Annotated in this window: 22 protein-coding genes and 3 tRNA genes; 12 read left to right on the top strand and 13 right to left on the bottom strand. The window is 39.5% G+C overall.

The genetic code is table 11. The annotated features are described in order from the left end of the window. Window positions 1–18 precede the first annotated feature (18 nt). On the top strand, window positions 19–348 hold the full coding sequence (locus tag AWW73_RS13075) for an MGMT family protein (protein ID WP_079748510.1): 330 nt from the start codon (window positions 19–21) through the stop codon (window positions 346–348). Between the two features lie 174 nt (window positions 349–522). Here the strand turns inward: AWW73_RS13075 and AWW73_RS13070 are convergent, their stop codons facing one another. From AWW73_RS13070 to carA, 5 genes are all read right to left on the bottom strand, one after another. After that, on the bottom strand, window positions 523–960 hold the full coding sequence (locus AWW73_RS13070) for a universal stress protein (RefSeq protein ID WP_062849857.1): 438 nt from the start codon (window positions 958–960) through the stop codon (window positions 523–525). Between the two features lie 122 nt (window positions 961–1,082). Continuing rightward, entirely contained in the window at window positions 1,083–1,715 is a 633-nt protein-coding gene (locus tag AWW73_RS13065) for a CatB-related O-acetyltransferase (RefSeq protein ID WP_062849856.1), read from the bottom strand. A 75-nt stretch (window positions 1,716–1,790) separates the two neighbouring features. Beyond that, window positions 1,791–2,267 (bottom strand): transcription elongation factor GreA, encoded by a 477-nt coding sequence (greA, locus tag AWW73_RS13060; RefSeq protein ID WP_016146223.1) that lies wholly within the window; start codon window positions 2,265–2,267, stop codon window positions 1,791–1,793. Window positions 2,268–2,355: 88 nt separating this feature from the next. Further along, a complete protein-coding gene (carB, locus tag AWW73_RS13055; protein WP_016146222.1) occupies window positions 2,356–5,586 on the bottom strand; it encodes a carbamoyl-phosphate synthase large subunit in 3,231 nt (1,076 codons plus the stop codon). A gap of 14 nt (window positions 5,587–5,600) precedes the next feature. Further along, the gene (carA, locus tag AWW73_RS13050; RefSeq protein WP_016146221.1) at window positions 5,601–6,740 is read right to left on the bottom strand and encodes a glutamine-hydrolyzing carbamoyl-phosphate synthase small subunit; all 1,140 of its coding nucleotides are present in this window, start codon (window positions 6,738–6,740) and stop codon (window positions 5,601–5,603) included. Between the two features lie 124 nt (window positions 6,741–6,864). Between carA and AWW73_RS18730 the strand changes: the two genes are divergently transcribed. Both AWW73_RS18730 and AWW73_RS13045 read left to right on the top strand, forming a co-directional pair. Continuing rightward, window positions 6,865–7,023, top strand: a complete 159-nt coding sequence (locus AWW73_RS18730; protein ID WP_079748505.1) for a hypothetical protein — start codon at window positions 6,865–6,867, stop codon at window positions 7,021–7,023. Between the two features lie 29 nt (window positions 7,024–7,052). Then, entirely contained in the window at window positions 7,053–7,640 is a 588-nt protein-coding gene (locus AWW73_RS13045) for a hypothetical protein (RefSeq protein WP_005072962.1), read from the top strand. Between the two features lie 58 nt (window positions 7,641–7,698). On the opposite strand, the gene AWW73_RS13040 is transcribed toward AWW73_RS13045, so the two are convergent. Continuing rightward, window positions 7,699–8,235, bottom strand: a complete 537-nt coding sequence (locus tag AWW73_RS13040; protein WP_062849855.1) for a DOMON-like domain-containing protein — start codon at window positions 8,233–8,235, stop codon at window positions 7,699–7,701. Window positions 8,236–8,251: 16 nt separating this feature from the next. Further along, window positions 8,252–8,575 (bottom strand): ribosome assembly RNA-binding protein YhbY, encoded by a 324-nt coding sequence (yhbY, locus tag AWW73_RS13035; protein ID WP_002115576.1) that lies wholly within the window; start codon window positions 8,573–8,575, stop codon window positions 8,252–8,254. 199 nt (window positions 8,576–8,774) lie between these two features. On the opposite strand from yhbY, the gene rlmE reads away from it, so the two are divergent. The 4 genes from rlmE (at window position 8,775) to AWW73_RS13015 (ending at window position 12,888) form a co-directional block, all read left to right on the top strand. After that, complete coding sequence (rlmE, locus tag AWW73_RS13030) at window positions 8,775–9,425, top strand: 23S rRNA (uridine(2552)-2'-O)-methyltransferase RlmE (RefSeq protein WP_016146218.1); 651 nt, start codon at window positions 8,775–8,777, stop codon at window positions 9,423–9,425. A 133-nt stretch (window positions 9,426–9,558) separates the two neighbouring features. Further along, on the top strand, window positions 9,559–11,454 hold the full coding sequence (gene ftsH, locus AWW73_RS13025) for an ATP-dependent zinc metalloprotease FtsH (protein WP_005803954.1): 1,896 nt from the start codon (window positions 9,559–9,561) through the stop codon (window positions 11,452–11,454). A 133-nt stretch (window positions 11,455–11,587) separates the two neighbouring features. Then, window positions 11,588–12,439, top strand: a complete 852-nt coding sequence (folP, locus tag AWW73_RS13020) for a dihydropteroate synthase (RefSeq protein ID WP_062849854.1) — start codon at window positions 11,588–11,590, stop codon at window positions 12,437–12,439. Between the two features lie 134 nt (window positions 12,440–12,573). Continuing rightward, a complete protein-coding gene (locus tag AWW73_RS13015; protein ID WP_062849853.1) occupies window positions 12,574–12,888 on the top strand; it encodes a DUF5713 family protein in 315 nt (104 codons plus the stop codon). Here AWW73_RS13015 and AWW73_RS18970 read toward each other — a convergent pair whose 3' ends face one another. Continuing rightward, window positions 12,889–13,266, bottom strand: coding sequence for a hypothetical protein (locus tag AWW73_RS18970; RefSeq protein WP_240491656.1), 378 nt, complete (start codon window positions 13,264–13,266; stop codon window positions 12,889–12,891). A gap of 40 nt (window positions 13,267–13,306) precedes the next feature. After that, window positions 13,307–13,392: transfer RNA gene (locus tag AWW73_RS13005), tRNA-Leu, on the bottom strand. Window positions 13,393–13,588: 196 nt separating this feature from the next. Between AWW73_RS13005 and AWW73_RS13000 the strand changes: the two genes are divergently transcribed. Continuing rightward, a complete protein-coding gene (locus AWW73_RS13000; RefSeq protein WP_062849852.1) occupies window positions 13,589–15,391 on the top strand; it encodes an alkaline phosphatase D family protein in 1,803 nt (600 codons plus the stop codon). Between the two features lie 104 nt (window positions 15,392–15,495). Here the strand turns inward: AWW73_RS13000 and AWW73_RS12995 are convergent. Further along, window positions 15,496–15,581 (bottom strand) — tRNA-Leu (locus AWW73_RS12995). An 11-nt stretch (window positions 15,582–15,592) separates the two neighbouring features. Further along, window positions 15,593–15,666: transfer RNA gene (locus AWW73_RS12990), tRNA-Cys, on the bottom strand. Between the two features lie 152 nt (window positions 15,667–15,818). Between AWW73_RS12990 and folD the strand changes: the two genes are divergently transcribed. Continuing rightward, window positions 15,819–16,667 (top strand): bifunctional methylenetetrahydrofolate dehydrogenase/methenyltetrahydrofolate cyclohydrolase FolD, encoded by an 849-nt coding sequence (folD, locus tag AWW73_RS12985; protein WP_016140185.1) that lies wholly within the window; start codon window positions 15,819–15,821, stop codon window positions 16,665–16,667. Between the two features lie 256 nt (window positions 16,668–16,923). After that, a complete protein-coding gene (locus AWW73_RS12980) occupies window positions 16,924–17,592 on the top strand; it encodes a class I SAM-dependent methyltransferase (protein WP_025470246.1) in 669 nt (222 codons plus the stop codon). Window positions 17,593–17,615: 23 nt separating this feature from the next. Here AWW73_RS12980 and AWW73_RS12975 read toward each other — a convergent pair whose 3' ends face one another. Together AWW73_RS12975 and AWW73_RS12970 are read right to left on the bottom strand one after the other, a co-directional pair. Beyond that, window positions 17,616–18,038, bottom strand: a complete 423-nt coding sequence (locus AWW73_RS12975) for a hypothetical protein (RefSeq protein ID WP_061875302.1) — start codon at window positions 18,036–18,038, stop codon at window positions 17,616–17,618. Between the two features lie 117 nt (window positions 18,039–18,155). Continuing rightward, window positions 18,156–19,487: an MFS transporter gene (locus tag AWW73_RS12970; RefSeq protein WP_079748503.1), complete on the bottom strand. Its 1,332-nt coding sequence runs from the start codon at window positions 19,485–19,487 to the stop codon at window positions 18,156–18,158. Window positions 19,488–19,857: 370 nt separating this feature from the next. On the opposite strand from AWW73_RS12970, the gene glpK reads away from it, so the two are divergent. Continuing rightward, complete coding sequence (gene glpK / locus AWW73_RS12965; RefSeq protein ID WP_062849851.1) at window positions 19,858–21,366, top strand: glycerol kinase GlpK; 1,509 nt, start codon at window positions 19,858–19,860, stop codon at window positions 21,364–21,366. A gap of 153 nt (window positions 21,367–21,519) precedes the next feature. Then, window positions 21,520–23,037 carry a glycerol-3-phosphate dehydrogenase gene (gene glpD, locus AWW73_RS12960; protein WP_062849850.1) on the top strand — a complete coding sequence of 506 codons (1,518 nt, stop codon included), beginning with the start codon at window positions 21,520–21,522 and terminating at the stop codon, window positions 23,035–23,037. Window positions 23,038–23,062 lie beyond the last annotated feature (25 nt).

Here is a 23,062-nt window from a genome sequence, read left to right as displayed (position 1 = left end):
TGAATTATGTCAATTTTTATGGAGTCCATTTTGACAACTCAGTATGAACTACATCGGCAGATTTTAGAAGTCATTGCTTTGATTCCTTACGGAAAAGTTGCAACTTATGGGCAAGTTGCTCGTATGGCAGGATTACCTAAACATGCAAGATTAGTGGGCTATGTTTTGAAACATCTTGAAGCTGATCATCAAGTCCCTTGGTATCGTGTGATTAATTCTCAAGGCAAAATTAGCCTAAGTAAATTTAATGAAAAGGGTGAAAATATTCAGCAATTAAAGTTGGAAGCTGAAGGCGTCTATTTGTTAAATGGAAAAGTTAACTTAAAGCAGTTTGCTTGGCAGCCTTAATGTTCAAATTAGAGCGTAATTACACATGAAAAAAATAATAAACGGTTTAGTGGAGCAATATGATTTTTAAGTTTGATGGCATAGATGAGTTATGCTGAAAAGAGAGGCTTCAGCTCAACCTTTTAAGAAATAAAAGCCTATCTTGCTCAATTTAGCCAGACAGGCAATCTCGCTTTAGCGCACAATTAAAACAGGAATATGGCTTTCACCTAAGACTTTTTGTGCCACACTTCCTAATACAAGCTTTCGGACCCCAGTGCGCCCATGAGAACCCATAACAATCAGATCTGCATTTAAATTTTGGGCAGCCTGAATGATTTCCTCATGTACCACAAAACCTTCCAACAGTTTAGTTTCAACAGTAAGGCCTTTATTGGTAAATTCTTGTTTTGCTTGTTGTAAAATATCGAGTAAATAAGTTCGTGTGCGTTCAATCAAATCATTAGTTTGGCCAGTTTTTACATAGACATCAGCAATAAATGGATCTAGTGCCATCACCTGTACAACTGTAATTTTACTATTTAGGGCTTTTCCCAGCTTGATCGCCTCTTTAATGGCGACCATAGACGTTTCAGAACCATCAATTGGTACCAGAATATGTTGATATAACATGAGTATTTTCCTTATTGTAATGATGCTTATTTGTTAATACTTTATACTTATTTTTTGATGATTTAAATTCAAGCACGTAATCATTTGTGATTTTATAACAGCAAATTTTTTAGATATATTTTTTATAAATCGCGTAAATTTTTTAAATGTATAGATAAAGCGTCTATATCGTCAGTTTGCAAATATTCACGTATTTTTAAAATTTGCTTCTCATCTAAATCATACAGTTTTAAAGCAAGTAGTTTGTCTATTTGTTCTTGAGGAAAGCGATATTTAATAATTTTCGCAGGTACCCCACCGACAATTGCATAGGGTGGAACATCTTTAGTTACCACGGCTCCAGTTGCAATCACTGCACCTTCACCCAGTTTGACACCTTGCATAATCATCGCACGGCTACCAATCCAGCAGCCATCAGCAATCACAGTATCGCCAGCTGCCAAGAAACTACGAGTATCAAAAGGGAAAGTTGAAATCCAGTCGGGTCTATGCAGCTGATTACCGCCCATCATGATTACACACTCAGCGCCAAAACAAACAAAATTGCCAATATAAAGTTGATCAATCGGTTTCTCTGGCGTTGAAGCTTTGTCATGTAAATAACGGACTACACAACGTTCAAAGCCTTGATCCCAATAAGCTGAATAGTAAGAATAATTTCCTTTAATATGGATGTTGGGATTTTTCACAGTTTTGGAAATAAACTCAAATTCGCACCAATGACGGACTGGTGTGTTAATCAGAGGCGTATCCATAATCTATTATCCAAAAAATGAGCTAACCCATATTAAATAAAAACCCCTCAGGAAGAGGGGTTCAAGAGTAGTATCTTAGAGATATTCTACGCTTACAACTTCGTACTCAACTTCGCCTTGAGGAGTAGTGATTTTTACTTCATCACCTTCATTTTTACCCAAAAGACCGCGAGCAATTGGTGAGTTCACCGAGATTTTATTGATTTTAAAATCTGCTTCATCATCACCAACAATTTTATAAGTCTTGCGTTCTTCAGTATCAAGGTTTTCAATCGTTACCGTAACACCGAATACAACACGACCGTTTTGTTCTAAGTCTTTAACATCGATGACTTGTGAAGCACCCAATTTACCTTCGATATCTTGGATGCGTCCTTCACAGAAACCTTGCTGTTCACGAGCAGCATGGTATTCTGCATTTTCTTTTAAGTCCCCATGTTCACGCGCCTCAGCAATTGCTTGAGTAATACGTGGACGTTCAACAGATTTCAGATGTTGTAATTCTTTCTCTAAGGCGATTTTACCTTCAGGGGTCATTGGATAACGTTGCATTTCGGTCCCTCTTAAGTTGAGAAAACACAGTTAAAAAAATGAAAAAATCCCGCCACCGATAAGGTGACGGGACTTATCGGTAAAAAAATTAACCTACAGTTAAATCTTGCAAGCGGTATACATCCATTGGCAATTTCACAGCAAAGGCTTGGCAAACAGCTTCTGCACCATTGATTGTCGTTGTGTAATACACTTTGCCTTGTAGGGCAGCACGACGGATCATTGCAGAGTCATATTGAGCCTGTTTACCTTCAGTGGTATTGACAATAAGGTGTATTTCACCATTTTTCAAGCGGTCAACAATATGTGGACGACCTTCAGTAACTTTATTTACAGATTCACATTCTAAACCTGCTTCTTTAAGCACTTGGTAAGTACCACCTGTTGCAACAAGCTTGAAGCCATATTCAACTAATTTCTTAGCGATATCAGCGATGTATTTCTTGTCAGATTCACGTACTGATAAGAAAGCATGTTTTACTTCGCCTTCAGTTGGTAAGCCTGGTAAGCGTTCATTTGAGCCTAAAACAGCTTTATAGAATGCTTCACCAAATGTTTTACCTACACCCATCACTTCACCTGTAGATTTCATCTCAGGTCCAAGCATAGGGTCTACGCCTTGGAATTTAGCGAATGGGAAAACTGCTTCTTTCACAGCAAAGTGAGTTGGAATGATTTCTTTAGTAAATCCTTGAGATTCAAGAGATTGGCCTGCCATACAACGCGCAGCAACTTTAGCTAAAGAATCACCAATACACTTCGATACGAATGGAACTGTACGTGAAGCACGTGGGTTAACTTCTAGAACGTAAATATCGTCACCTTTTACAGCGAACTGAACGTTCATCAAGCCAACAACACCAAGTTCTTTTGCCATCGCAATCGTTTGACGACGCATTTCATCCTGAATTTCTTTTGATAAAGAATAAGGAGGAATTGAACATGCAGAGTCACCTGAGTGAATACCTGCTTGTTCAATATGCTGCATGATGCCGCCGATCACAACGTCTTTACCGTCAGATACACAGTCAACATCAACTTCAGTTGCGTCATCTAGGAAACGGTCAAGAAGAACAGGGGCTTCATTAGATGCTTGAACTGCTTCACGAAGGTAACGTTTAAGTTCTTCTTCGTTATATACGATTTCCATTGCACGACCACCTAATACATAAGATGGGCGAACAACAAGCGGATAACCTACTTTTGCAGCTTCAGAAATACCTTCTTCAGCAGATTTTACAATGCTGTTGTTTGGTTGACGAAGCTGTAAACGTTGGATCATTTGTTGGAAACGTTCACGGTCTTCAGCACGGTCAATCGCATCTGGTGATGTACCGATAATTGGAGTACCTGCTTCTTCTAAAGCACGTGCCAATTTAAGTGGAGTTTGACCACCGTACTGTACGATTACGCCTTTAGGCTTCTCGGTACGTACGATTTCAAGTACATCTTCAAGTGTTACAGGCTCGAAGTATAGACGGTCAGATGTGTCATAGTCGGTAGAAACAGTTTCAGGGTTACAGTTCACCATGATTGTTTCGTAACCGTCTTCACGCATAGCTAATGCAGCGTGTACACAGCAGTAGTCAAATTCGATACCTTGACCAATACGGTTTGGACCGCCACCAATGACCATGATCTTGTCACGGTTTGATGGGTTTGCTTCACATTCTTCATCGTAAGTTGAATACATGTATGCAGTACCAGACTCAAACTCTGCTGCACATGTATCAACACGTTTGTAAACTGGATAAACACCCAAGTTCCAACGTTGTTTACGGAATTGCTTTTGTGAAATGCCCATGAGGTGAGCAATACGAAGGTCAGATAAACCTTTACGCTTGAACGAACGGATGTTGTCAGCGTTTAAGTCACCAAAACCTAAAGTTTTCACTTGAGCTTCAGTTTTAACGATGTCTTGAATCTGGATAAGGAACCAGCGGTCAATCTTAGTCGCTTCGAAAACTTCATCTAAAGAGAAACCGTGACGGAATGCATCCGCTACGTACCAGATACGCTCAGGACCCGGAACTTTAAGCTCTTTTAAAATAGTTTCTTTTGCATTTGTTGCGCCAGCTTCGATTTTTTCATCAAAACCGCTTACACCAACTTCAAGTCCACGTAATGCTTTTTGTACAGATTCTTGGAAGTTACGGCCAATTGCCATCACTTCACCAACAGATTTCATCTGAGTGGTAAGAACTGGTTCTGCTTGCGGGAATTTCTCGAAGTTAAAACGAGGAATTTTCGTTACAACATAGTCAATTGATGGTTCGAAGCTTGCAGGAGTTATGCCACCAGTGATGTCATTTTTCAATTCATCAAGGGTATAACCAACAGCAAGTTTTGCTGCGATTTTAGCAATCGGGAAACCTGTTGCTTTAGAAGCAAGCGCAGATGAACGAGATACACGAGGGTTCATCTCGATAACAACCATACGGCCGTCTTTCGGGTTAATACCGAACTGAACGTTAGAACCACCTGTCTCAACACCAATTTCACGAAGAACTGCAACCGAAGCGTTACGCATCAATTGATATTCTTTGTCTGTTAATGTTTGAGCTGGTGCTACAGTAATTGAGTCACCAGTGTGTACGCCCATTGGGTCGAAGTTTTCGATGGCACATACGATAATACAATTGTCGTTTTTGTCACGAACAACTTCCATTTCGTATTCTTTCCAACCAATTAAAGATTCATCAATCAATAACTGGTGAGTAGGAGAGAGGTCGAAACCACGTTCACAGATCTCAAGGAATTCTTCACGGTTATATGCAATACCGCCGCCCGAACCACCCATTGTGAATGATGGACGGATAATTACTGGGAAACCAAAGCGTGACTGGATTTCTAAAGCTTCTTCCATTGTTTCAGCAATGGCAGCTTTTGGACATTCCAAGCCAATTTTACGCATAGCGATATCGAAGAGTTTACGGTCTTCGGCTTTTTCAATTGCGTCTTTAGTTGCACCAATTAATTCAACATTATATTTTTCAAGAACACCGTGCTCATCAAGTGCAAGAGCACAGTTCAATGCAGTTTGGCCACCCATGGTTGGCAATACTGCATCTGGACGTTCTTTTTCAATGATTTGAGCAACTGTTTGCCAAGTAATCGGCTCAATATACGTTGCATCAGCCATTGATGGGTCTGTCATAATGGTTGCTGGGTTAGAGTTAACCAAAATAACACGGTAGCCTTCTTCACGAAGCGCTTTACAAGCTTGAGCACCTGAGTAGTCAAACTCACATGCCTGACCAATCACAATCGGGCCAGCACCAATAATTAAGATGCTTTTAATATCCGTACGTTTAGGCATTATTCGCTCCGTAATTACTGTTTAGATGCTTCGATAAGTTCGATGAAGTGATCGAACAATGGGGCACAATCATGTGGACCTGGGCTTGCTTCAGGGTGACCTTGGAAGCTGAAAGCTGGTTTGTCTGTACGGTGAATCCCTTGTAAGGTGCCATCGAACAATGATTTATGCGTTGCTTTTAAGTTAGCCGGTAAAGTTTCTGCATCTACAGCGAAACCATGGTTTTGTGAAGTAATCATCACTGTACCATCTTCAAGATTTTGTACAGGGTGGTTAGCACCGTGGTGACCATGGTTCATTTTTACAGTTTTTGCACCAGAAGCGAGTGCCAAGATTTGGTGGCCTAAGCAAATACCAAATACAGGTAATGTTGTGGTTTCAACAATAGTTTTTACAGCTTCGATTGCATAATCACAAGCAGCTGGATCGCCAGGGCCATTTGAAAGGAATACGCCATCCGGATTAAGTGCCAATACTTTTTCAGCCGGAGTTTCTGCAGGAACAACGGTTAATTTACAACCGCGGTCTGCAAGCATACGCAAGATGTTGGTTTTGACACCGTAATCGTATGCAACTACATGATATTTTAATTCAGGTTGAGAGAAGCCTTGGCCTAGAGTCCATGAACCTTCAGACCATTCAAAACCAGTTGGATCGCAACATTCTTTTGCAAGGTCTAAACCGTTTAAGCCACCAAAAGCACGAGCTTTGGCAATTGCTTCTTCTTCAGTAATATTTTCGCCAGCAAGGATGCAACCATTTTGTGCACCTTTGTCACGCAAAATACGCGTTAATTTACGTGTATCAATATCAGCAATCGCAACAACATTGTGCGCTTGCAGATATTCACTCAATGACTGTTCAGCACGGAAGTTGCTGTGTAATAGTGGAAGGTCACGAATAATTAAACCATTCGCCCATACTTTATGGATACGACCAGATTCAACGTCTTCCGCGTTGCAGCCAGTGTTTCCAATATGTGGGTAAGTTAATGTCACAATTTGTTGTGCATAACTTGGGTCAGTCAAAATTTCTTGATAGCCTGTCATGGCTGTGTTAAAAACGACTTCTCCAGTCGTACTTCCCGTTGCGCCGATTGACGTTCCTTTAAAGATCGTTCCATCTGCGAGGGCTAAAATGGCGGGGGTGCTCAAACCAAAGCTCCTGAATTTCGGCTGTAAAAAAGCGAGTAGACCCAAAAAAGATAGGCGATGTTGTGATAAAACATGCCCCTCCCTATCGGTCTGCTCGCTTGTAACTTAACAGCGCATTATACGCATGGAACCTCAAAAAGTCTATTTATTTTCTGCTAAAAAACATAATTCATTGCTTGCTTTTTACAAAAAAATTATCCGCTCATCCGAATCGGTTACTTTTGATAAATTGTCTAACAATTTGCAAGGTCGATTTTTAGAACTGGATTTATTGTATTGCTAGTTAAAAAATAAACAATATGAGGAAATAGTATGAGTAACGATCAAGTTTCAAAAGATGTGAGCGAAAAAGCTCAAGCAGTAGTTGATTCAGTAAAAGCTGAGGTGAATGAAGTGAAAGAAACCGTAGCTGCTACTACAACTAAAGCGAAAAGAACAGTAACTGCTAAAACTGCGCAAGTAAAAGAAAGTGTTGCCGAGAAAACTGAGCAGATTAAAGAAGTTGCTACAGAAGCGAAAACTCAGGTGAAAGAAGCAATTACTGAAACTCAAGAGCAGGTCAAAGAAGTTTTAAGCGAGACTCAAGAAAAAATTGAAGCTGAAACTCATGAGTTAAACAAGAATATTCAGAATCAATTTGTTCAAATTAAACAAGATATTTTACAACGTCTTGATGTGATTAAAGCTCAGTTTAGTACTTCACAGGAAGGGCTATCTGAACTTAAAAATGCTTTGAAAGCAGAAATTAATGCACTTATCGAAGATCTGACCAAAGTAAGTAAAGAGCTTAAAGGTGATATTAGCCAGATTTCTTTGAAGCACAAAGACTCTTTAAGTGAAAGCATTAAGCGTACTAAAAATAATGCAGTCGAAGCTTGGAATAAAGCGCGAGATAATTAATAGTCTCAGTTTTTCCGAGCTATAAAAAAGCGAGAATTAATTTCTCGCTTTTTTATTTTTAAAACTGATGTAACCAGTCACGCTTATTATGGAAATCTGCACTTTTTCCACTATGCTGCATTGCATAGTACTGTATACCTTCTTTGGTTTTTAAAACTGCAGTTAAACCTAAATAAAGGTTTGGCCATTTCAAACGATGCTGTTGCATAAATTGTCCCAAATCAAGACTAACATTTAAGCCATAATGAGTACGCTTGAGATGGTTCAGTTCAATATCGTAAGCAGCAAGGGGAGGCATACTTTCTGGATAGCGATATTCTTCAAACTGATAAGACTGCCATGCTTGAGAAGGGGAAAGGTTAATTTCCCGATAATAATCTTCATCATGCACGCCAACAAAAATTTCGAAACAAGTTTCTTCCCACAGAAAATCCTGACGAGGATGAGCCGCGACTTCTTGGGGCCAGACAATGAGTTGATTTGGATCACGAATCCAAAAACCGACATTTAAGGTGTGCGGAGCTTGCTGTTCAATTGCGCCAACAACAGAAACAGCATGAAAACGATCAAAAGCTGAAAGTTCGTAACTTGCCATAGTTTGTCAAATCAACTTAGTTGGCTAAATGAGCGTGGCGAACAAGATTAGACAAATGCTGGTTTTGCTTAGCTGCTTTTTTGTAAAGTAAAACAATTTTACCAATCTTTTGCACAGCTTCTGCGCCAGTCGCTTCTACAATTGCATCAATTACAGCAGTACGTGCTTCACGGTCTTCACCGGCAACCTTAACTTTGATAAGTTCATGGTCATTTAAAGCACGAAGAGTTTCTTCGATTACAGCATCTGTTAAGCCTTGTCCACCAATCATGACAACCGGATTAAGCACATGACCAATTTGACGTAAACGTTTACGTTCATGGATAGATAAAGCGGCCATTAAAAATACCTGATTTTAAAAACGACTTAGTATAGCAAAAAACTTAAATTCAAATGTACGAAAAACTGTATAAATAATCGATTAACATTATTGAAAAAAAACTGTAAAACTTGGTGAGATTACGCTACATCCGTACTGTAATGAGAGTAATTTTCACGTACAATGAACGATCAGAAGTTTTTTTGATATTTAGTGAGTTATGGCAACACGCATTACAAACCAGAAATTGTCGAAAAGTAGTCGTGCGTGGATGAGGGAGCATCTAGACGATCCTTTTGTAAAAAAAGCACAAAAGGAAGGGTATCGCGCGCGAGCAGCCTATAAACTTCTTGAAATTCAAGAAAAATATAAGCTGATCAAGCCAGGCATGACGGTAGTCGATTTGGGTGCAGCTCCTGGTAGTTGGTCTCAAATTGCTGGAAAACTTGTGGGTAGCAAGGGTTTAGTAATTGCTTCCGATATTTTGCCCATGGATGCTTTGCCTGATGTCACTTTCTTACAAGGCGACTTTAGAGAAGAAGCTGTATTTGAAAAATTGTTAAATATTTTAAATGGGCGACAAGTAGACATTGTAATTTCTGATATGGCCCCCAATACATCAGGTAATAGGGCTGTTGATCAACCTAGACAGATTTACTTATGTGAACTGGCTTTAGATTTTGCTCAAAAGGTTCTGGGTCCCAATGGACAGTTTGTGGTTAAAGTGTTCCAAGGCGCAGGATTTGATGAGTTTCGTAAACAAGTGGTTGATAGTTTTGATGTGTTAAAGACAGCAAAACCGGCAGCTTCTCGGGCGCGCTCTAAGGAAGTTTTTTTGATTGGACAAGGGCGTAAGAAAGCATTGCAATAAAGTTTACTTGCCAAGCTCCTAAAAATTGTGCATTTTGTACTTTTAGGTTATCCGCAAGCAATACAGTTGCTGTTTTTATGACGATCGGCCAAGATTGGGCATGATCAAATTAGATCGATATGGGAATAAAGCTTTGAGCGATTACTTCAAGAATGCCGTATTGTGGCTAATAATACTTGGTGTTCTGATTTTAATTTTCAGTAATATCAGTGACCGCAATAAGCCTACTGCGATGAAATATTCAGATTTCGTTGCAGCGGTGAATGCTGGCCAAATTAAGCAAGTCACAATTGACGGTTTAAATATTAATGGTGAAAAAACTAACGGATCACAGTTTGAAACTGTTCGTCCGCAAGTTGAAGACACTGAGCTTATGCCGAGCTTAAATAAGCAAAATGTTGTTGTAGAGGGAACGGCTCCTCAACGTCAAGGCATTTTGATGCAACTTCTCATTGCTAGTTTCCCTGTACTGTTAATCATTCTGTTATTCATGTTCTTTATGCGTAATATGGGTGGTGGTGCAGGCGGAAAAAATGGACCGATGAGTTTTGGTAAATCGAAAGCAAAAATGCTTTCTGAAGACCAAATCAAAGTCAATTTTTCTGACGTCGCGGGCTGTGATGAAGCAAAACAAGAAGTTGTTGAAATTGTAGATTTCTTAAAAGACCCTGCAAAATTCAAACGTTTGGGCGCTACTATTCCTCGTGGCGTACTTATGGTTGGTCCTCCAGGTACTGGTAAAACGTTATTAGCCAAAGCAATTGCTGGTGAAGCTAAAGTTCCTTTCTTCAGCATTTCAGGTTCTGACTTTGTCGAAATGTTCGTGGGTGTGGGTGCGTCCCGTGTTCGTGATATGTTCGAGCAAGCGAAGCGTCATGCGCCTTGTATTATCTTTATTGATGAGATTGATGCAGTAGGTCGTCATCGTGGCTCGGGTACAGGTGGTGGTCATGATGAACGTGAGCAAACCTTAAACCAAATGCTTGTAGAAATGGATGGTTTTGAAGGTAACGAAGGTGTAATCGTAATTGCTGCTACAAACCGTGTTGATGTATTGGATAAAGCATTATTACGTCCAGGTCGTTTTGACCGTCAAGTAATGGTAGGTTTACCTGACATTCGTGGTCGTGAGCAGATTCTGAATGTACATTTGAAAAAATTACCTTCGGTTACGGGGGTGGACGTTAAAGTTCTATCACGTGGTACTCCAGGTTTCTCTGGTGCACAGTTGGCAAACCTTGTTAACGAAGCTGCATTATTTGCTGCACGCCGTAATAAGAACACTGTCGACATGCATGACTTCGAAGATGCAAAAGACAAAATCTACATGGGACCAGAACGTAAGTCGATGGTTCTACGTGAAGAAGAGCGTCGTGCAACTGCTTATCATGAAGCTGGTCATGCGATTGTTGCCGAGATTTTACCGGGTACAGATCCTGTTCATAAAGTAACGATTATGCCGCGTGGTTGGGCTTTAGGTGTAACTTGGCAGTTACCTGAACAAGACCAAATTAGCCACTATAAAGACAAGATGCTAAACGAAATTGCAATTTTGTTTGGTGGTCGTATTGCTGAAGAAGTATTTATCCAACAGCAATCTACTGGTGCTTCAAATGACTTTGAGCGAGCTACTAAAATGGCGCGTGCAATGGTTACGAAGTACGGTATGTCTGACAAAATGGGTGTCATGGTTTACGAAGATGAAAACCAAAATGGTTTCTTTGGTAATGTAGGAAGCCGTACGATTTCTGAAGCAACTCAACAGTTAGTTGATGAAGAAGTACGCCGTATTCTTGATGAGCAATACAAAGTTGCACGTAATATCTTAGAAGGTAATAAAGATATTGCACACGCGATGGTAAAAGCTTTGATGGAATGGGAAACTATTGATCGTGATCAAATCCGTGACATTATGGAAGGTCGTGAGCCACAACCGCCTAAAGTATATGTTGCTGAAAACCCAGTGGCTGCATTTGAACCACCAAAAGATGGTCCATCTACACCGCCACCATTGCCAGCAATGAACTAATGAGTTAATAAAAAAAGCCACAGTCATGTGGCTTTTTTTATGGGATGAATTTAATAAAAGCTGAAAACAAATCAACACTATAGATAGCTGATAATTGCTAAAATACTTATCAGATTTTAAACCGGAGCTTTTTATGCAGTTAATGCCTTTACCTCAGCAAATTTTAGAGTGTGGACAGCTTCAGTTGGATCTATCACAGCCTCACGTTATGGGTATTTTAAATGTCACACCCGATTCTTTTAGTGATGGTGGAAAACATAATCAAGTAGATCAAGCTATTGCTCATGCGCTAGTCATGATAGAACAGGGTGCTACCATTATTGATATTGGTGGAGAATCTACTCGCCCGGGGGCGTCTGAGGTAAGTGTAGAAGAGGAAATTAGAAGAGTTGTACCTGTAGTTGAAGCTTTGGCCAAACATGATGTGATTCTATCAATTGATACAAGTCAACCTGATGTCATTCGTGCAGCGAAAGAAGCAGGAGCACATATTTGGAATGATGTACGTGCGCTTACTCGACCAAATGCTTTAAAAACGGCAGTAGAGCTAGATATACCTGTGGTAATTATGCACATGCGTGGTGAACCCACTACGATGAATCAGCTAGACCAATATACAGATGTAACCTTAGATGTTATAGCAGAGCTCCAGCAGCGCGTGAATGAAGCTCTGAATGCAGGTGTGAAAAAACATAATATTGTTATTGATCCGGGGTTTGGTTTTGCAAAAAATGCGCAGCAAAATTTGAGACTTCTCAATGAATTTTGGAAGCTTAATGAAATGGGTTATCCAATTTTATCAGGTCTTTCTCGTAAACGTTTTATTGGTGAAGCATTACAGGGTGCAGCTGCAGATCAGCGTGCTATAGGAAGCGTTACGGGGCATTTGCTTAGTATTCAGCAAGGAGCATCGATTGTCAGAGCACATGACGTGAAAGCAATGACTGATGCAATTCTAGTTTGGAAAGCGATGATACAAGCTTAGCTAAGTAGGCTATATAACGTGAGGTTGTGGCCCATTAATTTAATGAGCTAGATGATTGAGTCAGGGAAAAATATCGTTATTCTTTTGAAAATATGTTATAAGCGGCAAGTTTTTGCTGTTGTGTAAACTTTTGTATGCTCGAAGACTTACTTCTCCCGATGTTTGATGATGAATATTATCCAGATATTTTGGTCGCTGAACTCAAGCAGCTCATTGAACAATTTGCTAAAAAAGTTCAGAAGCCTGCGTTAGCTGAGCAGGATATCTATCGATATGCTCATCAAACTGTGATTGAAATTAATGAAATGAAACCTCAGTTTGAGGATCTAGATTCTTCCTTGGATGATAGTGCAGCTGACTATATTGCTGAAGCAATGATGATGGTGGCACAGAATGCAGGATATTTAGATCTTGAAATGGAAGAGCTGGTTATGAATCGAGAGTGGTGATTACTCTCGATTTTCAATCTCTTCAAATGCATCTAACAAGTGACAAGATGTTTTTAAATGTATTTCGTCTATTTCTTTAACTTTTAAAACTAAAATATCATTTTCTTGATAATCTGCGTCTGCTAATAAACTGACCCAATAAGTTTCTCGTTTTTGTTCCAATTGTCTAAATTTATCTATGATGTGTTCAGGTGCTTTAATCAAATAATCATCTTTGGTAATAGAGCAACGTGAAAAATACCAATGGTTATCTTTGAAAGAAATAGTGCCTGAGAAAAGATCTGTGGCATAAACCTTTGTTATGGAAAGGGTTATACATAGAAGTAATAATATTCTTATCATAAAATTCATTTTAATTAGGCATAAAAAAACCAGCATACGCTGGATTCTTTGTAGCACCAAATTCAATATTTGAAAATGGTGCCCGGGGCCGGACTCGAACCGGCACGCTTTGTGGGCGGGGGATTTTAAATCCCCTGTGTCTACCTATTTCACCACCCGGGCATGTGCGCAATAATAGAGGACAAGTGCGCGATTGGCAAGAGAAAATCAGAGAGTTTGCTTTATTTTCAATCAGTTCTTGTCGGTATTTATATAAATTAACCAGTTTATGTCATGATTTGTTCATTAAACTGAGATCAGTTGTTCATCTTATCTACCTAAATTTAAGACACTCATTGCTTAAAACTTAGGTAATTTTATGTCAGAGAAAATTTCACGCCGAGAATTAATTAAAAAAAGTCTATTCGGTTTTGGGGCGCTATCTTTGCCTGTAGCTTTTACGGGGTGTAACGATGGTTCCGATGATGAAAGTCCAGAAGCACAAGCAGATTTCCTTCATGGCGTTGCAAGTGGTGACCCTTTGCAGGATAAAGTAATTTTATGGACGCGTTTAACACCAGTAGACCTTAGTGCATCTCTTAAGGTAACTTGGGAAATTGCTACCAATGACCAGTTTAACCAGAATTTAAAGACTGGCATGGTTCAAACAACTAAAACTGACGATTTTACTGTGAAGGTGGATGCAACAGGTCTACAAGCGGGTACGACTTATTATTATCGCTTTCGATTTGGTAGCAAAATCTCGCCAGTAGGGCAAACAAAAACATTGCCTTTAAGTACTAATAAGGTCAGCTTTGCAGTATGTTCTTGTTCTAATTATCCTGCGGGTTATTTTTACGTTTATCGTGAAATGGCAAAACAGAATGTGGATGTAGTTATTCATCTGGGGGATTATATTTATGAATATGGGGCTGATGGCTATGCGACGGAAGATGCTGCGAAGCTGGGTCGTACTTTGCCATCAGATAATAATAAAGAAATTATTAAATTAGATGATTACCGCAAGCGTTATGCACTGTATCGTCAAGATAAAGACTTACAGGCAGCTCATCAGCGTCATCCTTTTATTGTGATTTGGGATGATCATGAATTGGCAAATGATACTTGGCGTGAAGGGGCTGAAAATCATACGGAAGAAACTCCAAAAGCAAAGAATGAAGGTAAATTTTTAGAAAGAAAGCTAGCGGCTTTACAAGCTTATTTTGAATGGATGCCTATCCGTCCTGTCGATGATCAGCACACTAAGATTTATCGCCAGTTTAACTTTGGTTCGCTGGTTCAATTAACCATGTTAGATACACGTATTATTGCGCGAGATAAACAGCTTGAATATAAAGACTACATGATAGCTTCTGGTTTAGATGCTCAAAAGTTTCAGGCTGATTTAACAGATCCAAAGCGTACTTTGATGGGACAAACTCAGCGTGAGTGGTTATTAGGTAGTAAAGAGAAAAATATAGTAGGTGTCTTACAAGGTTCAACTGCAACATGGAATGTTGTGGGACAGCAAGTCTTAATGAGTAAAATGTGGATTCCAGCTGAGTTGTTGGCATCGCTGGGGCAAATTACTTCAGGCGGAACTTCGTCTGATACATTAGCTAAAATGACTGCGCAAATTACAGAATTAGTCACATTAAAATTACGTTTAGAGCAGGGTGATCCAACTTTAACTGTTCAAGAAAAAGCGCGAGTCACAACATTAGTTCCATATAACCTTGATGCTTGGGATGGTTACTATGCTGAGCGAGAGTTTGTGTATGATAAGTTGGCAGAGTTTAATAAGAAAATTATTGTTTTGGCTGGCGATACTCATAATGCATGGACATCTTACTTGTATAACCAAAAGGGTGAATATGTCGGTGTGGAACTGGCGACGAGTTCAGTTTCTTCGCCAGGTCTTGAAAAATATTTAAGTATTCCACTGGCTCAGTTGCAACAATTTGAATTTGCCTTTACTACGCTTATTGATGAATTGGCTTATTGTAATTTAAATCAGCGGGGCTATTTGATGGTTACGCTGGATGATAAGCAGGTACAGTCGGATTGGATTTTCGTAGATTCAATTAAAAATGCAGAATATAAAGTGGATTCAAGTCGAAACTATCAATTAGTGTTGGATGCGAATTTAACACCTGCAAGAGATAAGCAAAAAACCGCTTAAATATATGGGACGAGAAAGGGATGCTAATAAGTATCCTTTTTTTTGGACATAAAAAAACCAGCTTTCGCTGGATTCTTTATGACACCAATTTCTGTACTAGAAAATGGTGCCCGGGGCCGGACTCGAACCGGCACGCTTTGTGGGCGGGGGATTTTAAATCCCCTGTGTCTACCTATTTCACCACCCGGGCTTTACCAAATTTGGAGGCGGAGGTCGGAATCGAACCGGCGTCCACGGAGTTGCAGTCCGCTGCATGACCACTCTGCCACCCCGCCTACATTTGGTGATGCACATATTAGCAACCTTTACAAAAAAAACAATACTGTTTTGAGATAAGATGAACATAAAAGCAACATCTAGAATAAATTTGCCCAAATAATCATGTATTATTGGCACATTAAATTCATGTCTACCTTGGAGATGTGCTGTGGCATTGGTTTTAGACGGTCGCGCATTAGCAAAGCAAATTGAAGAAAATTTGTCAGTACGTGTTGAAGCTTTAAAAGCTAAAACAGGTCGTACCCCAATTTTGGCGACTATTTTAGTTGGGGATGATGGTGCATCTGCAACTTATGTACGCATGAAAGGAAATGCTTGCCGTCGAGTAGGCATGGACTCTTTAAAAATTGAATTGCCACAAGAAACGACAACAGAACAATTATTAGCTGAAATTGAAAAACTGAATGCTAACCCAGATGTACACGGCATTCTTTTACAACATCCAGTTCCTGCACAAATTGATGAGCGTGCATGTTTTGATGCAATCTCATTAGCTAAAGATGTTGATGGCGTAACATGTCTTGGTTTTGGCCGTATGGCTATGGGTGAAGCTGCCTATGGTTCTGCAACTCCTGCGGGCATCATGACCATTCTAAAAGAAAATAATATCGAAATTGCTGGTAAACATGCGGTTGTGGTTGGCCGTTCTGCAATTTTAGGCAAACCAATGGCAATGATGCTTTTGCAAGCCAATGCAACAGTAACGATCTGCCATTCACGCACACAAAACTTACCTGAACTTGTGAAACAAGCTGACATTATTGTTGGTGCAGTTGGTAAAGCTGAACTTATTCAAAAAGATTGGATTAAACAAGGTGCAGTGGTTGTTGATGCTGGTTTCCATCCACGTGATGGCGGTGGTGTAGGTGATATTCAACTACAAGGTATTGAAGAAATTGCTTCTGCTTACACACCAGTACCGGGCGGTGTGGGTCCAATGACAATTACTACTTTGATTCGTCAAACTGTAGAAGCTGCTGAAAAAGCTTTAGGTTAATTTAATTAACGCTAGGCTGTTATTTGATACGCGTAACCGTCATCCGCAATTGTTTGAGGCAGAAATACGTTAAAAATTTAATGTTTCTGCGATGATTCCGATTCTAAAGAGTATCTGCCGAGTTTTGCGGATGACAATGGTTTTGCCTACTTTTCCCGAAAGAAAAGTAGGCAAAACCGAAGGTTATTCTAAAAATTCAAATCATAATGGAATGACTCTGTTATGCTTGTTATAAAAATGAATTAAAAGAAATCTGATGAGCTGCACCTTTCAATTGACCAAAGCCCCTGAACATTTACTTCAAGCACTCAATGAAGTTATTCCCAATTGTGAATTGATGGTACAACAGTTACCAGAAACGCCTATTTCTTTGTGGTTGATTCCACCTGTTTTTCCAACTGATCGCTTAGATGATGAAGTTATTCGCCGTATTTGGAATGATACACCGTATTGGATTTTCTGTTGGGCATCGGGTTTAGCAATGGCCCAGTGGTTACTTGCAGAGCCACACCATGTTAAAGATAAAGTTGTTTTGGATTTTGGGGCGGGTTCTGGTGTAGTCGCAATTGCTGCAAAAATGGCAGGAGCAAAACGAGTCATCTGCTGTGATATTGATCAAGTTAGTTTAAATGCTTGCCGTGAAAACGCTTTGTTGAATGATGTTGAGCTAGAATATTTGGATGATTTATATAAGGCTGAGCAAGTTGATGTTTTATTGGCAGCTGATGTTTTATATGATCAATGCAACCGCTTTTTCTTAGATGAGTTTTTAAAGTTTGCGCCAGAAGTCTGGGTAGCTGATAGCCGTGTTAAAAACTTTAGTCATCCTAAATATCAAAAGATTGATGAAAGAAGCGCTTCTACATGGCCAGATCTGGATGAAGCTAAAGAGTTTAGAAATGTGAGTTTTTATAAGACGCTGTAAAAAAGAACAGCGTCTTTTTTATTTTATGAACAAGTATAACGAACAACTTTTAGCGTGCTTGGACGTGCTTCAAGTGCTTGGCGAGTCGCATAGTCTTCACCATTATTTAAACTAGGTGTATTGGATAAGCCAAAAGAAGCACGAGTTTCGCCGAGTTGAATTCCATAATGCTCATCTTTCGCTGGATTAGGAATTTCGTTGATGCTCAAAACTGACAATTTATAAACTTTCTGAGCACCGAGCACATTTTGACAAGCACGTTGTAATTTACGCTCATCGAGTTGCTGGTTATTACGACCAGCTAAAGTGTAAGCTAAAGTCGCTGAAGTTTCTGTTTTGTTTTCAATCTGGTATCCAGTTGAACCATTATATTGTCGAGGGGTAGTCTGACAAGCAGTTAAAACAAACATACTACTTAATGCCAAGCATAAAATACTTCTATTCATCAGTATCGTCCTTATTTTCTTATAACTAGTATCTCATAAAATACAAAGGTTGTTGGGGCTTAATCGCATGATTTGAGCTAACATCGGCGAACGATATTAGCCCTTATGAGTAAAGTATTAGTGTTCTTTAATCTTAGAGTGATGCTTGGTGTCTTTCATAAAAATATAAATAATCAGAGAAATGAAGATCATGATACTGACATAAATAAAGTACCAAGATTCATGCCCAGCTTCTTTAAAACTTAAAGCAAAAAACTCTGCTGTACCGCCGAATAACGTATTGGCAATCGCATAAGGTAATGCAACACCTAAAGCGCGAATGTGTGCAGGGAAGAGCTCAGCTTTAACCACCGCATTAATTGATGTATAGCCTGTTACCATTACAAGCCCTCCAAAACATAACCAGAAAGCTGTCCAGTAGTTATGCGTATTTGCGAGTGCATCAAATAAAACGTATGTGAATAAAACACCTGTTATTCCGAAGAAAATCATAAGAGGTTTTCGGCCAATCCGATCCGATAAAGCACCCGCTATCGGCTGTAGACACATAAAAATAAATAGCGCTAACGTTGTAATTTGAGTGGCTTCAGGTTTGGTAAATCCAGAAGTATTGACCAAATATTTTTGTAGATAAGTCGTGTAGGTATAGAAAGCTAAAGTCCCGCCAGCGGTTAAAAACAATACTGTGAAGGCTTCTTTAGGGTAATGTTTAAATAAAGAAAACATGCCTGATTTTGGCTGGTCTGTCTCTGCCTGAGCATTTTTAAAAGATTGAGTTTCTAATAGTCCACGACGAATACGGAAAACTACAATCGCAAGTAAAGCCCCGATAAAGAATGGGATACGCCATCCCCAATCATGTAGTTGTTCTTCAGTCAATACCATCTGTAATATTAATAGAACACATAGAGCGGTGAGCTGGCCAGCAATCAATGTTACATATTGAAAGCTAGAGAAAAAACCTCGACGATTTCTTTCCGCCATTTCACTTAAATAGGTAGCACTAGCACCATATTCGCCGCCTACACTTAAACCTTGGATTAAACGAGCGACAACTAAAAGAAGAGGGGCAAATACACCAATACTTTCATAACTTGGTGTCACGGCAATAAGCAGCGAACCTATACACATTAACGTGACGGAAAGTGTAAGACCTGCCTTGCGTCCTTTACGGTCTGAATAGATTCCCATAATCCATGCACCGATTGGGCGCATTAAAAAGCCTACAGCAAAAATTGCGGCTGCTTGAAGGAGCTGAGCAGTCTGGCTACCTTTTGGAAAAAAAGCATGAGCAAAATAGAGCGTGAATGCTGCATATACATACCAGTCGTACCATTCAACAAGGTTACCGGCAGAACCGCCCAAAATTGATTTTAGGCGGGTTTTTGTATCTAGATTAGATTGTGGAGTTGTTGCGGTAGAAGGTTGATCAACCATGAGTCGCTCCATGTTTCGCTTGGGTTGAATGCTAAAAGAGAGATTTATTCCGTTTTTACATATTTTCTAGAGGAGTATTTCACTTTATTTTTTTTATGTCTGTAAAACAATGTTTATTATTTAAGCAAAGGAATAAATTGAATATTTATATGTTTTCAAATTAGCCGATCAATATATTTTCATCATCTAATTCTCATATTTCGCATATTATTTTTTCCAAGTAGTAAAAAGCTGATAAAGAATGAGTAATGTTTGGACGAAGAAAAACTATATCCCTTAAAAATAATGATATATTCCAAAGAAAATTTTAAGTAAATACAGTTAGGCATAATGTTTTTGCATTGTGAACTAGATGTGTGTGGATAATGAAAGGGACATTCAGATGTCAAGTTGCCCGAAAAAATATATTGTGGCTTTCGATCAGGGAACTACAAGCTCAAGAGCAATCGTTTTAGATCATGATGCTAACGTTGTAAGTATTGCTCAAAGAGAATTTACTCAGATTTATCCGCAGCCAGGTTGGGTCGAGCATGATCCTATGGAAATTTGGGCAACGCAAAGTGCTGTTTGGGTAGAAGCTCTAGCTCAAGCAGGTATTAAGAGTGAACAAGTTGCAGCAATTGGCATTACAAATCAGCGGGAAACCACAATTGTCTGGGATAAAAAAACAGGCAAGCCTATTTACAATGCGATTGTTTGGCAAAGCCGACAGACGACTGAAATATGCAATCAATTGCATAAAGCAGGATGGCAAGAATACATCCGAAAAACCACAGGTTTAGTGATTGATCCGTATTTTTCGGCCACAAAAATTAAGTGGATTTTAGACCATGTTGAAGGAAGTCGTGAACGCGCTGAGCGAGGAGAGCTGTTGTTCGGTACAGTAGACACTTGGTTAATTTGGAAACTCACCAATGGTGCGGTCCATGTTACTGATTTTACCAATGCTTCACGAACCATGCTTTTTGATATCGAAAAGCTTGAATGGGATGAAAAACTTTTACAAGCTTTAGATATTCCTAGAGCAATGCTACCCGAAGTTCGTAGCTCATCTGAGGTTTATGGATATACACATACCATTAGTGGGCAAGAAGTAGGTATTCCAATTGCAGGAATTGCAGGCGATCAACAGGCCGCACTTTTCGGACAAATGTGTGTTGAGTCGGGCCAAGCAAAAAATACCTACGGCACAGGCTGTTTTCTATTAATGAACACAGGTAAGAAGATTGTCCGCTCAGAACGTGGATTACTGACGACGATTGCATGTGGTGCGAGTGGTGAGGTGAACTATGCTTTAGAGGGCGCCGTGTTTAATGGTGGCTCTTGCGTACAGTGGCTACGTGATGAGTTAAAGGTCATTAAGAACGCTAAAGACTCTGAGCTTTATGCAACACGTGTGAAGGACAGCAATGGGGTATATGTCGTTCCTGCTTTTACTGGATTAGGGGCACCGTATTGGGACCCAACTGCGCGTGGAGCAATTTTTGGACTTACTCGTGGTGCCAGCATTGAACATATTATTCGTGCAACTCTCGAGTCGATTGCTTTTCAAACTCGAGATGTTTTAGATGCCATGCAGCAAGATGCAGAAGAAGAGCTGCGTACACTCCGTGTTGATGGGGGAGTGACGGAAAATAATTTCTTAATGCAATTTCAGGCCGATATTTTAGCAACACCAGTAGAACGTCCAATAATGAAAGAAACTACAGCTTTGGGTGCGGCTTTCCTTGCTGGACTAGCGACGGGTTTCTGGCAGGATCTACATGAATTAAGGGATAAATCTGCTATAGAAAAGGTATTTGAACCAAAAATGTCTTCTGAGCAATCCGAGCTGATTTATAAAGGATGGCTCAAGGCAGTTAAGCGTAGTCAAAGTTGGGCTGAGGATTGATCTGCTATTTAACTAGTTGAATTCAATAGTAGGGTAAGCAATTAACGGTTAAATACTTGGTTATTTAAAATTGATTATTCTACTTTTTTGATTGTTGTTTCATCAATTTGATGTTTTAATTTTTATAAGATCAACAATAAAAAGAAATGAGAAATGAAAGTACAGGCTAATGATTATTCAAAAATATATGACATTGCCGTAATTGGTGGCGGTATTAATGGCGTCGGTATTGCTAATGATGCAGCAGGCCGTGGACTGTCCGTATTTTTATGTGAAAAAGATGATTTAGCTAGCCACACCTCATCTGCTAGTAGCAAATTAATCCATGGTGGTCTGCGCTATTTAGAACATAAAGAATTTAGATTGGTTAGAGAAGCTTTAGCCGAGCGTGAAGTGCTATTGGCTAAAGCTCCACATATTATTAAACCCATGCGCTTTATTATGCCTCATCGACCACATTTACGTCCTGCATGGTTAATTCGTGCAGGACTGTTTTTTTATGATCACTTGGGAAAACGAGAAAAATTATTAGGTTCGAATCTTATTTACTTCAGAGAAGATAGCCCTTTAAAACCAGCTATCACGCGTGGCTTTGAATATTCTGACTGTACTGTAGATGATGCACGTCTTGTGGTGTTAAATGCACTACAGGCCAAAGAGCAGGGTGCTAAAGTAGTAACGCGTACGTGTTGTATTAAAGCTTATAGGGAACAAGAATTGTGGTATTTGGAATTACAAAGTGGGGCTGAGTTTTATCAGATACGTGCAAGAGCTTTAGTGAATGCGGCAGGACCGTGGGTTGAAGAAATTATTAGTGTAAATCTAAATTTAAGATCGCCTTATCAAATCCGATTGATTCAAGGAAGTCATATTGTTGTGCCAAAACTATATGATTGTCACAAAGCCTTTATTATGCAAAATGAAGACCGACGCATCGTTTTTGCAATTCCATATTTAGAAAAATATACATTGATTGGTACGACAGATCAGGAATATACAGGTGATCCACAAAAGGTAGAGATTACCGATGTAGAAATAGATTACCTCTTAACAGTGACAAATTTACATTTTAAAAAGCAGTTAACTCGAGCTGATATTGTAAGTCAGTACTCGGGTGTACGTGCATTATGTGATGATGAGTCGGATAATCCTTCAGCCATTACCCGTGACTATACTTTGGCGCTACAGAGTGAACATGAAAAAGCACCTTTGTTATCTGTATTTGGCGGTAAGATTACGACTTATCGGAAACTGGCAGAGGCTGCTTTAGAAGATCTATCCCCATTTTTTAGTAATATGGCAGAGCAGTGGACTGCAAACGAGCCATTACCGGGAGCTGAAAACTGGACAACCTTAGATGATTTAACGCATCAGATTCAGTCACGTATAAGTGGAATTACTGAGTCACTTGCCAATCGTTGGGCACATGCATATGGCACAAGAGTGTGGAATATGATTCAAGAGCGAAATGCATTAGAGCAATTGGGCCAAAATTTTGGACATGATTTATTTGAACATGAAGTTAAATATTTATGTGAATATGAATGGGCGAGTACTGCTGAGGATATATTGTGGCGTAGAACTAAACTGGGTCTAGCATTTGATGAAAAACAAGTAAAAGTATTAGAAGATTATTTATCTGGGCGCCGACAAAAAGACGATGCTGCATAATAAAAAAGGTCGCACATAGCGACCT

Source organism: Acinetobacter lactucae, from assembly GCF_001605885.1.
Taxonomy (GTDB): domain Bacteria; phylum Pseudomonadota; class Gammaproteobacteria; order Pseudomonadales; family Moraxellaceae; genus Acinetobacter; species Acinetobacter lactucae.
The sequence above is the reverse complement of the archived record's forward strand: the minus strand, read 5'-3'. Positions and strand labels throughout refer to the sequence as shown.

Bases quoted from the DNA above. Each gene is read 5' to 3' on its own strand.
- folP (WP_062849854.1), top strand. From the start codon at position 11,588: ATGCAGTTAATGCCTTTACCTCAGCAAATTTTAGAGTGTGGACAGCTT.
- AWW73_RS12975 (WP_061875302.1), bottom strand. From the start codon at position 18,038: ATGAATAGAAGTATTTTATGCTTGGCATTAAGTAGTATGTTTGTTTTA.
- AWW73_RS13065 (WP_062849856.1), bottom strand. From the start codon at position 1,715: ATGGATACGCCTCTGATTAACACACCAGTCCGTCATTGGTGCGAATTT.
- carB (WP_016146222.1), bottom strand. From the start codon at position 5,586: ATGCCTAAACGTACGGATATTAAAAGCATCTTAATTATTGGTGCTGGC.
- AWW73_RS18730 (WP_079748505.1), top strand. From the start codon at position 6,865: ATGGAACCTCAAAAAGTCTATTTATTTTCTGCTAAAAAACATAATTCA.
- AWW73_RS13015 (WP_062849853.1), top strand. From the start codon at position 12,574: ATGCTCGAAGACTTACTTCTCCCGATGTTTGATGATGAATATTATCCA.
- AWW73_RS12980 (WP_025470246.1), top strand. From the start codon at position 16,924: ATGAGCTGCACCTTTCAATTGACCAAAGCCCCTGAACATTTACTTCAA.
- AWW73_RS13075 (WP_079748510.1), top strand. From the start codon at position 19: ATGGAGTCCATTTTGACAACTCAGTATGAACTACATCGGCAGATTTTA.
- glpK (WP_062849851.1), top strand. From the start codon at position 19,858: ATGTCAAGTTGCCCGAAAAAATATATTGTGGCTTTCGATCAGGGAACT.
- AWW73_RS12970 (WP_079748503.1), bottom strand. From the start codon at position 19,487: ATGGAGCGACTCATGGTTGATCAACCTTCTACCGCAACAACTCCACAA.
- greA (WP_016146223.1), bottom strand. From the start codon at position 2,267: ATGCAACGTTATCCAATGACCCCTGAAGGTAAAATCGCCTTAGAGAAA.
- AWW73_RS18970 (WP_240491656.1), bottom strand. From the start codon at position 13,266: ATGCTGGTTTTTTTATGCCTAATTAAAATGAATTTTATGATAAGAATA.
- yhbY (WP_002115576.1), bottom strand. From the start codon at position 8,575: ATGGCCGCTTTATCTATCCATGAACGTAAACGTTTACGTCAAATTGGT.
- glpD (WP_062849850.1), top strand. From the start codon at position 21,520: ATGAAAGTACAGGCTAATGATTATTCAAAAATATATGACATTGCCGTA.
- AWW73_RS13040 (WP_062849855.1), bottom strand. From the start codon at position 8,235: ATGGCAAGTTACGAACTTTCAGCTTTTGATCGTTTTCATGCTGTTTCT.
- AWW73_RS13000 (WP_062849852.1), top strand. From the start codon at position 13,589: ATGTCAGAGAAAATTTCACGCCGAGAATTAATTAAAAAAAGTCTATTC.
- AWW73_RS13045 (WP_005072962.1), top strand. From the start codon at position 7,053: ATGAGTAACGATCAAGTTTCAAAAGATGTGAGCGAAAAAGCTCAAGCA.
- AWW73_RS13070 (WP_062849857.1), bottom strand. From the start codon at position 960: ATGTTATATCAACATATTCTGGTACCAATTGATGGTTCTGAAACGTCT.
- rlmE (WP_016146218.1), top strand. From the start codon at position 8,775: ATGGCAACACGCATTACAAACCAGAAATTGTCGAAAAGTAGTCGTGCG.